12 protein-coding genes and 1 pseudogene are annotated in these 13,651 nt (G+C 72.4%); 7 read left to right on the forward strand and 6 right to left on the reverse strand.

The features are described 5' to 3' along the window. Positions 1-169: 169 nt before the first annotated feature. Positions 170-718, forward strand: a complete 549-nt coding sequence (locus tag B446_RS10480) for a GNAT family N-acetyltransferase (RefSeq protein ID WP_202807759.1) — start codon at positions 170-172, stop codon at positions 716-718. 251 nt (positions 719-969) lie between these two features. Here the strand turns inward: B446_RS10480 and pepN are convergent, their stop codons facing one another. Then, positions 970-3,450 carry an aminopeptidase N gene (pepN, locus tag B446_RS10485; protein ID WP_020939402.1) on the reverse strand — a complete coding sequence of 827 codons (2,481 nt, stop codon included), beginning with the start codon at positions 3,448-3,450 and terminating at the stop codon, positions 970-972. An 81-nt stretch (positions 3,451-3,531) separates the two neighbouring features. After that, complete coding sequence (locus B446_RS10490; RefSeq protein WP_020939403.1) at positions 3,532-3,882, reverse strand: chorismate mutase; 351 nt, start codon at positions 3,880-3,882, stop codon at positions 3,532-3,534. Between the two features lie 150 nt (positions 3,883-4,032). On the opposite strand from B446_RS10490, the gene B446_RS10495 reads away from it, so the two are divergent. Then, positions 4,033-4,914, forward strand: coding sequence for a hypothetical protein (locus tag B446_RS10495; RefSeq protein WP_020939404.1), 882 nt, complete (start codon positions 4,033-4,035; stop codon positions 4,912-4,914). Between the two features lie 331 nt (positions 4,915-5,245). Here B446_RS10495 and B446_RS10500 read toward each other — a convergent pair whose 3' ends face one another. Continuing rightward, a complete protein-coding gene (locus B446_RS10500) occupies positions 5,246-5,917 on the reverse strand; it encodes a hypothetical protein (protein WP_043475254.1) in 672 nt (223 codons plus the stop codon). A 490-nt stretch (positions 5,918-6,407) separates the two neighbouring features. Between B446_RS10500 and B446_RS41100 the strand changes: the two are divergent. Beyond that, positions 6,408-6,965: pseudogene (locus B446_RS41100) on the forward strand (IS701 family transposase); the annotation flags it as partial. Positions 6,966-7,287: 322 nt separating this feature from the next. On the opposite strand, the gene B446_RS10510 reads toward B446_RS41100, so the two are convergent. Both B446_RS10510 and B446_RS10515 read right to left on the reverse strand, forming a co-directional pair. After that, on the reverse strand, positions 7,288-8,199 hold the full coding sequence (locus tag B446_RS10510; protein ID WP_020939407.1) for an SDR family oxidoreductase: 912 nt from the start codon (positions 8,197-8,199) through the stop codon (positions 7,288-7,290). Next, positions 8,196-8,996: an SDR family oxidoreductase gene (locus B446_RS10515; RefSeq protein WP_234967477.1), complete on the reverse strand. Its 801-nt coding sequence runs from the start codon at positions 8,994-8,996 to the stop codon at positions 8,196-8,198. The genes B446_RS10510 and B446_RS10515 overlap by 4 nt, the downstream gene beginning before the upstream one ends. 101 nt (positions 8,997-9,097) lie before the next feature. Between B446_RS10515 and B446_RS10520 the strand changes: the two genes are divergently transcribed. Genes B446_RS10520 through B446_RS10535 form a run of 4 tightly spaced genes read left to right on the forward strand, consistent with a single transcriptional unit; the run spans position 9,098 to position 12,495 of the window. Continuing rightward, positions 9,098-9,841 carry an enoyl-CoA hydratase family protein gene (locus tag B446_RS10520; protein WP_020939409.1) on the forward strand — a complete coding sequence of 248 codons (744 nt, stop codon included), beginning with the start codon at positions 9,098-9,100 and terminating at the stop codon, positions 9,839-9,841. After that, positions 9,842-10,693, forward strand: a complete 852-nt coding sequence (locus tag B446_RS10525; protein WP_020939410.1) for a CoA transferase subunit A — start codon at positions 9,842-9,844, stop codon at positions 10,691-10,693. Next, the gene (locus B446_RS10530) at positions 10,690-11,430 is read left to right on the forward strand and encodes a CoA-transferase subunit beta (RefSeq protein WP_020939411.1); all 741 of its coding nucleotides are present in this window, start codon (positions 10,690-10,692) and stop codon (positions 11,428-11,430) included. Before B446_RS10525 ends, B446_RS10530 begins: the two co-directional genes overlap by 4 nt. A gap of 6 nt (positions 11,431-11,436) precedes the next feature. Further along, complete coding sequence (locus B446_RS10535) at positions 11,437-12,495, forward strand: NAD(P)H-dependent flavin oxidoreductase (protein ID WP_020939412.1); 1,059 nt, start codon at positions 11,437-11,439, stop codon at positions 12,493-12,495. Here the strand turns inward: B446_RS10535 and B446_RS10540 are convergent. Continuing rightward, entirely contained in the window at positions 12,479-13,636 is a 1,158-nt protein-coding gene (locus tag B446_RS10540; RefSeq protein ID WP_020939413.1) for an acetyl-CoA C-acetyltransferase, read from the reverse strand. The two genes, B446_RS10535 and B446_RS10540, sit on opposite strands and share 17 nt — an antisense overlap. Positions 13,637-13,651: the final 15 nt, after the last annotated feature.

The raw sequence follows: 13,651 nt of genomic DNA on the forward strand, positions 1-13,651 counted from the left end.
GCGTGGGGGCTGGGTACGGCGGTGCGGTGCGGGGAGTTCCAGCTTGTACCGGAAGGTGGCCGGGCGTCCGGAAAGTTCAACGATCGGCCCCCGGAAGTGGGTACTGCCGTACGGGGAAAACGCGTTGGAACGGGGGAACGGGTGCGGGGCTGCGGCTACCGTCGGTCGGATGACTGACGGGTGGATGATCGACGTGCCCGGCGAGCGGGTGAGGGTGCGGGAACCGGGTCCGGCGGACGAGGGACCGCTGCTGACCCTGTTCGGGGAGTGCGAGGACTGGTTCCTCGCGGCCACGGGGCTGCCGTCGGGGCCGGGTGACGTGCAGAGCCTGTTCTACGCGCTGCCGGAGGGCGCTCGCCCCGAGGACAAGGTGCTGCTGGTGCTGGAGCGGGACGGTGCGGTCGCGGGCCTGGTGGACGCCGTGCGGAATCATCCGGAGCCGGGCGCGGTGGCGGTGGGCCTGTTCCTGCTGGCGCCCTGGGCGCGGGGCCGCGGCCTGGGCCGTGCGCTGGCCGAGTCCCTGCTGGCCCGTGCCGGTGAGGTGCCCCTGGTCACGGCGACGGTCCCGGCCGGCTGGCGCTGCGGCGAGCGGTTCCTGGAACACCTCGGCTTCACCCTGCACGCCCCCTCCCCCACCCCGCCCGAGCCCGGCAACCGCCGCCCGGGCCCCGGGGAAGGGGGCGTACGGCGAGCGGAGTTGCGCGTGCGGCGGGGTTGAGCGGGGCCCCGGGGGTTCCGGGGGGACGGGACGCCCCCGTCCCCGAAACCCCCGGGCGGTTCAAGGCCGGGCGTCCCGCCCACGGCCCGGCCCGGGCGACCCGGCGAAGGCCCGGCTCCGGGATGGTCGGGCGACCCGCCTGAAGCCCGGCTCGGGCGAAACGCCGGGTGACTCGCCTGAGGGGCGGCAGGGCGGCGCCGGACGGCCCGGCCCGGCCCGGGGCTGTTCGTCTGCGGGCCGGTTAGGGGCGGTTACTCCCCGCGGACGCGGAGCGCGCGGGACAGGTCGTCCAGTTCGTCGACGAGCTTGCGGCGCAGGGCGACGTTCGGGTCGGCCTCGCGCAGGCATGCCTCGCCGAGGGCGAGGTTCTCGGCGTCGACGGCGTGGTGCGGGAAGGCCCAGCGGCCGGCGGCCGCCGCGATGGCGGGGCCGCGCCGTGCGGCGACCGCGACCGCGTCCTCGTAGTAGCGCGGGATGTACTCCCGGACCAGGTCGGCCTGCTCGGGCTGCCAGAAGCCGCGTGCGGTGGCGGTGAACAGGTAGTTGGAGAGGCCGTCGGTGGCGAACATGGCCTCCCAGGCGGCGCGCTTGGCCTCGGGGTCGGGCAGGGCGGCGCGGCAGGTGGCGGCGCCCTCCTGGCCGGCGGCGGACGGGTCGCGGTCCAGCTCGGCGGCGATGGCGGCCTCGTCGACGGCGCCGAGTACGGCGAGCCGGCCGAGGACGCGCCAGCGCAGCTCGGGGTCGAGCTCGGGTCCGCCGGGCACGGTGCCGTCGGCGAGCCAGGCGGCGATGGTGTCGGGGTGCGCGGAGACGTCGATGAAGTGCCGTACGGCGAGCAGGCGCAGGCCGGGGTTGTCGCCGTCCTCGGTGCGGCGCAGCAGGTCGCGGCAGAGGGAGCCGAGGGTGGCGAGGGCCGCGGGGCGGTCCCCGGCCTTCAGGTAGCGGTCGGCGACGTGGGCGGAGGCGAAGGCGAGGACGCCCTGCACGAGGGCCAGATCGGTCTCCAGCGGGAGGTGGGCGCGGGCCGTCTCCAGGTAGGCGGTGGGTGCGAGTTCGCCGTCGCGGACGGCGTCCCTCAGGGCGTTCCAGACCACCGCGCGGGTGAGCGGGTCCGGCAGCCCGGACAGGCTCGTGCGGAGCGTCTCGAACGACTCGGCGTCGAAGCGGATCTTGGCGTAGGTCAGGTCGCCGTCGTTGAGGACGAGCAGCGCGGGGCGCTTGCCGATGGGCTGCGGGGCGGTCTGCGGGACGTCGAGGCCGATGCGCTCGCGCAGGATGAGGCCGCCCTCGTCGGTGAGGTCGCGGTCGTACAGGCCGGCGGTTACGCGGTGCGGGCGGCTGCCGACGCGGTCGACGGTCAGGGCGCAGGTGCCGTCGGCGGCCTCGATCACCGGGGTGAGGGTGTCGACGCCGGTGGTGCGCAGCCAGGCCTCGGCCCAGGCGTGCACGTCGCGCTCGGTGGCGGCGGCGAGGGAGTCGATGAAGTCGGCGAGGGTGGCGTTGGCGAAGCGGTGCCGCTTGAAGTGGATGTTGATGCCGGCGAGGAAGTCCTTCTCGCCGAGCCAGGCCACGAGCTGGCGCAGCGCGGAGGCGCCCTTGGCGTAGGAGATGCCGTCGAAGTTGAGCAGGGCGGAGGCGGAGTCGTCGACCTGGTCCGGGGCGACCGGGTGGGTGGACGGGCGCTGGTCGGCGTCGTAGCCCCAGGACTTGCGGGCGACCCCGAAGTCGATCCAGGTGTCGGTGAAGCGGGTGGCCTCGGCGGTGGTCTGGTAGCCCATGTACTCGGCGAAGGACTCGTTCAGCCAGATGTCGTCCCACCACCTGAGGGTGACGAGGTCGCCGAACCACATGTGGGCCATCTCGTGCGCGATGACCATGGCGCGGGTCTGCCGCTCGGTGTCGGTGACGGCGGAGCGGAAGACGAACTCGTCGCGGAAGGTCACCAGGCCGGGGTTCTCCATGGCGCCGGCGTTGAACTCGGGGACGAACGCCTGGTCGTAGGAGTCGAACGGGTAGGGCTCCTCGAACTTCTCGTGGTAGCGGTCGAAGCACGCGCGCGTGACCTCGAAGAGTTCGTCGGTGTCGGCGTCGAGGTGGGCCGCGAGGGAGCGGCGGCAGTGCAGGCCGAAGGGCAGGCCGCGGTGCTCGGTGCGCACGGAGTGCCAGGGGCCGGCGGCGACGGCGACGAGGTAGGTGGAGATCGGCGGGGTCGGGGCGGCCCGCCAGCGGCCCTCGCCGAGGTGCTCGGTGATGCCGTTGGCGAGGACGGTCCAGCCCTCGGGCGCGGTGACGGTGAGTTCGAAGACGGCCTTCAGGTCGGGCTGGTCGAAGGCCGGGAAGACGCGCTGGACGTCGTCCAGGAACATCTGGGTGTAGACGTACGTCTCGCCGTCGGTGGGGTCGGTGAAGCGGTGCATGCCCTCACCGGTGTGGGAGTAGGGCATGGCGGTGTCGATGCGCAGTTCGTGTTCGCCGGCGGTGAGGCCGCGCAGGGGCAGCCGTTCCTCGTGCAGCGACTCGGGGTCCAGGGGCTGCCCGTCCAGCGTGACGCTGCGCAGCTCGGCCGGCTTCAGCTCGACGAACGTGTCCCCGGCGGTCCGCGCGGTGAACCTGATCACGGTGCGGGAGTCGAAGGTCTCGTCCCCGGTGGTCAGGTCGAGCTCGACCGTGTAGCGGTGGACGTCGAGGAACTGTGCTCGGAGCTGCGCTTCGTCGCGCGTGATGACGGACATGCAGCCATGCTGCCTGATGGAACTGACAGCGCACAGGGCTGGATCGGTACACGCCTTTTGTCCTGATCCCGCCCTGCCGGGTCAGCCGGTGGTGTCGGGCTGCCCGTTGGCGGTGTCCTCGGCGATGGACTCGTGGTGCCGGATCACCTCGGCGATGATGAAGTTGAGGAACTTCTCGGCGAACGCCGGATCGAGCTTGGCGCTCTCGGCGAGGCGGCGCAGCCGCTCGATCTGGCGCGACTCGCGGGCCGGGTCGGCGGGGGGCAGCTGGTGCACCGCCTTGAGCCGGCCGACCTGCTGGGTGCACTTGAAGCGCTCGGCGAGCATGTGGACGACGGCCGCGTCGATGTTGTCGATGCTGTCGCGCAGTCGTTCGAGTTCCAGGCGGACCGCGGGGTCGACGTCACCGGTTCCGGTGTTGCTGATGGTCATGGGCGCCCACCCTAAGGGGCCGGGCGGCTCACGATCACCGGCGGTCAGCATGCGGTCAGCGCGCGCTCGGCGGGCGCGTCGCGCCCCGGCGAGAACCCGCTGCCGCCCGCTTAGAGTGGAAGGGCATTCCGGGCGTCTTGGGGGTCGGACGTGGCGAACGGTGGACCGGTCGAGCACGGCTACCCGCACCTGGAGACGGTGCGGGCCGCCATCACCGCGTTGTACCGGCGGTTGTCGTACGACACCGTCCAGGCGTTCGCGGCCAGCGTGGCCCCCGCCGACGTGGCGTTCTGCGACACGGACGACCTGCATCTGGGGGCGCAGCGCGTGGCCCGCGAGATCGTCCGGCACTTCCGGCTGCCGGACGCCCGGCTGATCGTCGGATTCCGGGAGATGACCCACGCGGCCCATGTGGAACTGGCGGCGGGGCCCGAGTACTTCGTCGAGCTGAACGACCGCTTCCGCACCCACCGCAGGGACATCGGCGCGGCGCTGGCCCACGAGGTCACGCACGTCTATCTGCACCGCCTCGACCTCGCGTTCCCCACCACGGCGGAGAACGAGATCCTGACGGACACGGTGGCGACCTACCTGGGAGCGGGCTGGCTGCTGCTGGACGCGTACCGCGAGGACGGGGTGTCGTCCCAGAAGCTCGGTTACCTCACGCCGGAGGAGTTCGGCTACGTGCTGGCGAAGCGGTCCCTGTTCTTCGGCGAGGACCCGTCCGTGTGGTTCACCAGCGCGCAGGCCTACACGGCCTACGCCCGGGGTCTGGACCGGGCCCGGCAGGACGGACGGCAGCCGCCGCTGACCGCGGCCGGCTGGGCGGGCCGCCGGCGCTACGCCCACGACCGCCGCCATGTCTCCGGGGTGCCGCCGACGGCGCCCTACTCCTTCTCGCCCGACCCGGCCGGCCGGCTTCGCGTCTCCTTCCCCTGCCCGACCTGCCACCAGCGGATCAGGGTGCCGGTCCGGGGCCGGGTACGGGCGAGGTGCGCGCTGTGCCGGACGGTGCTGGAGTGCGACACCTAGTACCGCGCGCCGCGCGATCCCAATACCACGTGGACGGCCTGTCGATCAAGGTGAGACAGCGGTTCTTCAGCGTCGCATGCTGTGGTTCAGGTACGGAGAACACCGCAGTGCCCGAACCACAGCAATTGCACGACTAACTCTTAGGCTTCACCCAGCCGAGCGCAAAGAAGACAACCCCCGCTACGAAGGCCGCCGATCCGAAGATCTTCGCGTAATTCCCCGAAGAGTGAAGTTGAGCAAAGAATGAGATCAGAGCAAGGAGAACCAGGACCCCAACGGTCGTCGCGGCCACGGCCTGCTTTATTGCTGGACTCATTAGAGTGTCTCCATGTCAGCCAAACGGGTTACAAACGAACGTGCCAGGGCCGATCGTCCCGACCCAGTACAGAATTGTCCAACCGTCCTTGTGCTGACAGACCTGTATCGCCCCCGCCGCGATCCCCAGTGCCGCAGCCACGATACCGGCGGTGCGTCCCCCGCCGAGCAGGCTGGCAAGTGTCGCGGCACCGGAACCGGTCCAGGCACCACCTTCCACCTTGTTGGTCAGCCAGCTGTCTAGCCCCACCTCGATGCCGTACCAGTGAGTCTTGATGTACCCGTACTTGGGGTGAGCGGCGACCCCCGCGACTGACCCGGTGATGCCTACGGGCCCCTCACTGGGTGCAGTTGTCGCCACTCCCTCATCCGACATCACGAGCTTGCCACTCTTGATGTCATCGCTGACGGCGTCGATGTAGGCGTTGAGCTTGTCGAGGTCAGCCTGCGGCACATTGGCCAGCACCGAGGCGGGGGCGTCGATGCGGTACCCCTCCTGCGAGTATGTGACGTAGCCGTTTAGTACATGCAGCGGGCTGGAGGACGGTGCAGCCTCGGCCGAAGGAACCGGCGTGAGTGAAGTCTGCTGGTACTGGGCTGCAGCGGTGGCGAAGTGAGTGGCGTTCGTAGCCGCAGCTGCCGTGCCGGCCGACCCCCCGATAAGCGCGCCCGTCATCGTTATGGCCATTGCCAGAATGGCGGCGCGCGAAATCCTTATGTTCAAAACTTCCCCCATTTGTGCGCCAAAATCCAAGTACAGCGATTTCGACGACTCTCAATGACAGCCGGTCAAGCTCGTCATGCACCCGCCATGCAGAGGTGCGACGAGGATCTTGTCATGGCGTCAAATGTTCCGTCAAGCGTTCGATCCAGTAACCGGAAAGCCTGGCATTTTGATTGAGCGGTCAAGCAGAATACCTAATTCTTATATGCGGGACTGAGTAGCCGGGCCAGCCACTCAGTACTCTTCAACGGCGCCGACGAGGTCACGAGACACGCCGCTGCTGGTGGCCGCTGCGGTGTTCTACACCGGAAGCCAGCGCGGAGCCGATCAGGCCCCGCTACCCGGCGTGTGACGGTCAGTCCTCCTCATCGCCGGTGTCCCGGGCGGTGCCGTTCTGGCGGTCCCAGGCCCTGCCTGCCGCGACCATGGCGATGCCGGCCAGCGGGCCGACCTCGTGGGCCGGCAGTACACCGGAACCTCCGGAAAGATCGACAACTGCCAGATCGGGGTGTTCGCCGCCTATGCCACCAGCTCCGGCCGGGCTCTGGTGGACCGGGAGCTGTATCTGCCCAAAGCCTGGACGTCCGATCGTGACCGCTGCCGGGCGGCGAAGATCCCCGATGAACGCGGCTTCGCTACCAAGGGAGAGCTGGCCCGGGGCATCGTCCGCCGCTGCATGGCCGCTGGTCTGCCCGCCAAGTGGGTCACCGCGGATGAGGCCTATGGGCAGGACTGGCACTTTCGCCGCCTGCTCGAGCAGCTCGACATCGGCTATGTGGTGGCGGTGCCCAAGTCGCAGCAGATCAAGTCCCTGGCCGGCATCTGGCGCATCGACCAGCTCATCGACGAAGCACCCGGTGATGCCTGGCAGCGGCTGTCCTGCGGTGACGGGGCCAAGGGTCCACGGGTCTACGACTGGGCCGCAGCCAAGTTGCCTGCCAACCTGATCTTCGACCCCGATCCGCCGACCCATCACCGCTGGGTGATGGCCCGCCGCAGCCTGTCCGACCCTGGGCTGCAGAAACGGATCAGCCTCGGTCCCGCTCACCGTGGCAGAGATACGGCGGCTCCTGGATGCTCTCCTGCCCCACCCGCGAGCCGACCGCGATCCAGTCACCCACGCGCTGAAGTGGTCGGCCTGGAGAAGACGCCGCCGGGCCGTCGCCCGCCGCTGCCATTACCGAAAACGCAGCTCAGGACACGATCCGCTGCTGGAGTACTAGACCGTGTCCGCAAAGTCCCGCCGTCCGGATCGGGCCGTACTCCCTGCTCCCGGGCCACGGAGGATTCCGGGCCGCATCACGCCGCCGCCCGGGCCGTGCGCCTCGCGGGCCTCATTCCCTGGCGCCGTACACCGCTCCCGGCGGCTCGGCCCGCGCCACCAGCTTCAGCGCGGTGTCGCCCGCCTCGGCCGGGGTCCGGCGGGCGCCCGTGTCGGCCGAGGGGCCCGGGCGCCAGCCCTCCATGACGGTGATCCGGCCGCCCTCCGCCCCGAACACGCGGCCGGTCACGCCCGCGCTCCCGGCGGAGCCGAGCCAGACGACCAGCGGGGAGACGTTCTCGGGGGCCATGGCGTCGAAGCCCGTGTCCGGTGCGGCCATGGCCGCGGCGAAGACGCGTTCCGTCATGCGGGTGCGGGCGGCCGGGGCGACGGCGTTGACCTGGACGCCGTAGCGGGCGAGTTCGGCCGCCGCGACGAGGGTCAGGCCGACGATCCCGGCCTTGGCGGCGCTGTAGTTGCCCTGCCCGACCGAGCCCAGCAGGCCGGCTCCGCTGCTGGTGTTGACGATCCGGGCCACGGGTGGGCGGCCGGCCCCGGCCTCGGCCCGCCAGTGCGCGGCGGCGTGCCGGAGAGGCAGGAAGTGCCCCTTGAGGTGCACGCGGAGCACGGCGTCCCAGTCGTCCTCGTCGAGGTTGACGAGCATGCGGTCGCGCAGGAAGCCCGCGTTGTTGACGAGGGTGTCGAGCCGGCCGTACGTCTCGACGGCGGTCCTGATCAAGGAGGCGGCCCCCTCGGCCGTCGCCACGTCCCCGCCGTGCGCGACGGCCTCGCCGCCCGCCCGCCGGATCTCCGCGGCGACGGCCGCCGCCGGGCTGTCGGGGCCGGGGGTCCCGTCCGGCCCGACGCCGAGGTCGTTGACGACGACCCGGGCGCCCTCGGCGGCGAAGGCGAGGGCGTGCGCCCGGCCCAGCCCCCGTCCGGCGCCGGTGACGACGACGACGCGTCCCGCGCAGATTCCGGTCATCGGGTGTCTCCTTCGGTGGGGTGTCCGGTACCGGTGCCGGCCGCGTCCAGGAAGGCGGGCCGCTCGCCGCCCCCGTGCACCAGCAGGCTCGCCCCGCTGATGTAGGCGGCCTCGCCGGAGGCCAGGAAGACGGCGGCCCCGGCCACGTCGGCGGGGGTGGCGAGCCGGCCGAGCGGAACGGTCCGGGAGACGGCGGCGAGGCCGTCCGGGCCGCCGTAGTGCGGGGCGGACGCCTCGGTGCGGACCATCCCGACCACCAGCGTGTTGACCCGGACCTCGGGCGCCCACTCCACCGCCATGGAGGCGGCCAGGTTCTCCAGTCCCGCCTTGGCCGCGCCGTAGGCCGCCGAGCCGGGCGAGGGGCGGCCGCCGCTGACGCTGCCGACCATCACGACGCAGCCCCGGGTGCGCCGGAGCTGCCCGTGGGCGGCGAGGGAGGCGGTGAGCGGGGTGAGGAGGTTCAGCTCGATGACCCGGGCGTGCCGTTCGGCGTCGGCGTCCGTCAGCAGGCGGTACGGGGTGCCGCCCGCGTTGTTGACCAGCACGTCGAGCCGGGGCAGGGCGGCGAAGAACGCGCGCACGGCGGGCGGGTCGCGCAGGTCCAGGGGGGCGAACTCGACGCCCGGCAGGGCCCGTTCAGGTGGGCGCCGGGCGCAGGCCAGGACCCGGGCGCCGGCCGCGGCGAAGGCACGGGCGATGCCGGCGCCCACGCCCCGGGTACCGCCGGTGACGACGACGACGCGGCCGTCCCGCCGGTCGTCCACAGGCTCGGGCGGGGGGTGTCCGGAGTTTTCCACAGGCCCTCCCGCTCGTCTGCGGTGACTGCTAGCTTCGAAGCCGTCCCACCTAACAAATGTTTGGTGGAAAGGCGTTGAGTGCGAAGGTAGCTGATGCGTCCATGGGTGTCTCCCTGTCGGCCCCGGAAAAGGGGATTTCCGTAGTCACCGTCGACTTCCCGCCGGTGAACGCGCTGCCGGTGCACGGCTGGTTCGCGCTGGCCGAGGCCGTGCGCGCGGCCGGCCGCGACCCCGGCGTGCGGTGCGTGGTGCTGGCCGCCGAGGGGCGCGGGTTCAACGCGGGCGTGGACATCAAGGAGATACAGACGCGCGGGCACGAGGCGCTGATCGGTGCCAACCGGGGCTGTGCGGCGGCCTTCGCGGCGGTGTACGAGTGCGAGACGCCGGTGGTCGCGGCGGTCCAGGGGTTCTGCCTGGGCGGCGGGATAGGCCTGGTGGGCAACGCGGACGCGATCGTGGCGAGCGACGACGCCTCGTTCGGGCTGCCGGAGCTGGACCGGGGCGCGCTGGGGGCCGCGACCCATCTGGCCCGGCTGGTCCCGCAGCACCTGATGCGGGCGCTGTACTACACCGCGCGCACGGCGAGCGCCGCCGAGCTGCACGCGCACGGCTCCGTCTGGCGTGTGGTGCCGCGCCCCGGCCTGCGCGCGGCGGCGCTGGAGCTGGCCGGGGAGATCGCGGCGAAGGACGGGGAGCTGCTGCGGATGGCGAAGGCCGCCATCAACGGGATCGACCCGGTCGACGTGCGCCGCAGCTACCGCTACGAGCAGGGGTTCACGTTCGAGGCCAACCTCGGCGGGCCGGCCGACCGGGTGCGCGACACGTTCGGGAAGGAGGGGGCGTAGGTGGGCGACAAGACGATGACCGCCGACGAGGTGGTCTCCCGGCTGTCCAGCGGGATGACCCTGGGCATAGGCGGCTGGGGTTCACGGCGCAAGCCCATGGCCCTGGTCAGGGCTCTGCTGCGCGCCGGGATCGGGGATCTGACGGTGGTGTCCTGCGGCGGCCCGGACGTCGGTGTGCTGGCCGCCGCAGGCCGGATCCGCAGACTGGTCACCGCCTTCGTCACCCTCGACTCCGTCCCGCTCGAACCGCACTACCGGGCGGCGCGCGAGAGCGGCGCCTTCGAGCTGACGGAGGTCGACGAGGGGATGCTCCTGTCGGGGCTGCGCGCGGCCGCGCACCGGCTGCCGTTCCTGCCGGTCCGGGCGGGCCTCGGCTCGGACGTCATGCGGGTCAACCCGGCTCTGCGCACGGTCACGTCGCCGTACGAGGACGGGGAGACGCTGGTGGCGATGCCCGCCCTGCGGATGGACGCGGCCCTGGTCCACGTCAACCGTGCCGACCGGCTGGGCAACGGCCAGTACCTGGGCCCCGACCCGTACTTCGACGACCTGTTCTGCGAGGCGGCGGACGAGGCGTACGTGTCCTGCGAGCGGATCGTCGACACCGCCGAGCTGACCAAGGCGGCGGCCCCGCAGTCGCTGCTGCTGAGAAGACTGTCGGTGACCGGTGTGGTCGAGGCGCCGAACGGGGCGCACTTCACCTCGTGCGCGCCGGACTACGGCCGGGACGAGGAGTTCCAGCGGGCGTACGCGTCCACGCCGTGGCCGGAGTTCGCCGAGCGGTTCCTGGCCGGGGACGAGAAGGAGTACCGGGAAGCCGTGCGGCGGTGGCGGAAGGAGCCGCGGGGATGAGGGTCACGCGAGCCGAATACTGCGTGATCGCCTGCGCCGAGGCGTGGCGGGGCGACGGGGAGGTCCTGGCCAGTCCGATGGGGCTGATCCCGTCGCTGGGCGCGCGGCTGGCCCGGCTCACCTTCGCCCCGGACCTGCTGCTCACCGACGGGGAGGCGCTGCTGGTCCGCCCGGACGGCACACCGGAGGGCTGGCTGCCCTACCGGCGGCACCTGGCCCTGGTCGCGGGCGGCCGGCGGCACGTGATGATGGGGGCGAGCCAGATCGACCGGTTCGGCAACCAGAACATCTCCTGCATCGGCGACTGGTCCCGGCCCCGGCGCCAGCTGCTCGGGGTGCGCGGGGCGCCGCTCAACACGCTGAACAACCCGACCAGTTACTGGATCCCCAGGCATTCCCGGCGGGTGTTCGTGGAGCGGGTGGACATGGTGTGCGGGGTGGGGTACGACCGGGCGGCCGCCCTGGGCGGCACGGCACGCTTCCACCGGATCCCCCGGGTCGTCTCCGATCTCGGCGTCTTCGACTTCGCCACGCCGGACCGGTCGATGCGGCTGGCCTCGCTGCACCCGGGGGTGGGCGTGGAGCAGGTGCGGGAGGCGACCGGGTTCGCGCTCGCGGTGCCGTACGAGGTGCCGTGGACCAGGGAGCCGACGGCCGAGGAACTGCGGCTGATCCGTGAGGTGCTGGATCCGGACGGAGCGCGGGCGCGCGAGGTGCCCGGCGCGGTGCGGGGGTGAGGGGTGATGGAGACCGCGCTGACCCGGCTGGTCGGGGTCCGGCATCCGATCGTGCAGACCGGGATGGGCTGGGTGGCCGGACCGCGGCTGGTCTCGGCGGCGGCGGAGGCGGGGGCGCTCGGCATCCTCGCCTCCGCGACCATGACGCTGGACCAGCTCCGTGACGCCGTGCGGGAGGTGCGGTCGCGGACGCGGGCCCCGTTCGGGGTGAATCTGCGGGCGGACGCGGCGGACGCGGCGGACCGGGTGGGGATCATGCTGGAGGAGGGGGTCCGGGTGGCGTCCTTCGCCCTCGCCCCCTCCCCCGAGCTGATCGGCCGGCTCAAGGAGGCCGGGGTGGTGGTCGTCCCGTCCGTAGGGGCGCGGCGGCACGCCGAGAAGGTGGCGGCGTGGGGTGCGGACGCGGTGATCGTGCAGGGTGGTGAGGGCGGCGGGCACACCGGTGAGGTGGCGACGACGGTGCTGCTGCCGCAGGTGGTGGACGCGGTGCGGATACCGGTCGTGGCGGCGGGCGGCTTCTTCGACGGGCGGGGGCTGGTCGCGGCCCTGGCCTACGGGGCGGCGGGGGTGGCCATGGGCACCCGGTTCCTGCTCACCTCGGACTCGACGGTGCCGGACCCGGTGAAGGCCCGGTATCTGGCGGCGACGGTCCGGGACGTCACGGTCACCCGGGCGGTGGACGGGCTGCCGCACCGGATGCTGCGCACGGACCTGGTGGACGCGCTGGAGCGGTCGGGGCGGATACGGGCGCTGGGCCACGCGGTGCGGCGGGCCGCGGGGTTCCGGCGGCTGTCGGGGCTCACCTGGCGGCAGATGGTCCGGGACGGGCTGGCCCTGCGGCACGGCAAGGAGCTGTCGTGGGGTCAGGTGCTGCTCGCGGCGAACACGCCGATGCTGCTGAGGTCGGCGATGGTGGAGGGCCGTACGGACCTCGGGGTGATGGCGTCCGGGCAGGTCGCCGGGCTGATCGACGACCTGCCGTCGTGCGCGGAGCTGGTGGGGCGGATCATGCGGGAGGCCGGGGAGGTGCTGACGGGACTGGGGGACCTCACAGCCGTTCGATGATCGTCACGTTCGCCTGGCCGCCGCCCTCGCACATGGTCTGCAGCCCGAACCGGCCGCCGGTGCGCTCGAGTTCGTGGAGCAGGGTGGTCATCAGCCGGACGCCGGTGGCGCCGAGCGGGTGGCCGAGGGCGATCGCGCCGCCGTTGACGTTGACCTTGTCCGGGTCGGCGCCGGTCTCCTTCAGCCAGGCCAGGACGACGGGGGCGAAGGCCTCGTTGATCTCCACGAGGTCGAGGGCGTCGATGGTCAGGCCGGTCTTCTTCAGGGCGTGCGCCGTGGCCGGTATGGGCGCGGAGAGCATGCGGATGGGGTCCTCGCCGCGTACGGAGAGGTGGTGGACGCGGGCGCGGGGGCGCAGCCCGTGTTCCCGTACCGCGCGTTCGGAGGCGAGCAGCATGGCCGCCGCTCCGTCGGAGACCTGGGAGGAGCAGGCGGCGGTGATGGTGCCGCCGTCGAGGACGGGCTTCAGGGCGGCCATCTTCTCCGGGGAGGTGTCGCGGCGCGGGCCCTCGTCGAGGGTGACCTCGCCGCAGGGCACGGTCTCCCGCTCGAAGCGGCCCGTGTCGATGGCCCACACCGCCCGCCGGTGCGAGCGCAGCGCGAACTCCTCCTGGTCCTCGCGGCTGATGCCCCACTTGGCGGCGATCATCTCGGCGCCGGCGAACTGGTTGACGGGCCGGTCGCCGTAGCGGGCGCGCCAGCCGGTGCTGCCGAGGAAGGGTCCGTCGGTCAGGCCGAGGGGTTCGGCGGCCTGCCGGGAGGCGAAGGCGATGGGGATCTGGGACATGTTCTGCACCCCGCCCGCGACCACCAGGTCCTGGGTGCCGGAGAGCACGGCCTGCGCGGCGAAGTGCACGGCCTGCTGGGAGGAGCCGCACTGCCGGTCGACGGTCACGCCCGGCACCTCCTCGGGCAGGCCGGCGGCCAGCCAGCTGGTGCGGGCGATGTCCCCGGCCTGCGGCCCGACGGCGTCCAGGCAGCCGAAGACGACGTCCTCCACGGCGGCCGGGTCGATGCCGGTCCGCCGGACGAGCGCCGTCAGCACATGGGCGCCGAGGTCGGCCGGGTGGACCCGGGCGAGTCCTCCCCCGCGCCGTCCGACGGGTGTGCGGACCGCTTCGACGATGTAGGCCTCGGCCATGGCGACTCCCTCACA

The sequence above is a fragment of the Streptomyces collinus Tu 365 genome (assembly GCF_000444875.1).
GTDB classification, from domain to species: domain Bacteria; phylum Actinomycetota; class Actinomycetes; order Streptomycetales; family Streptomycetaceae; genus Streptomyces; species Streptomyces collinus_A.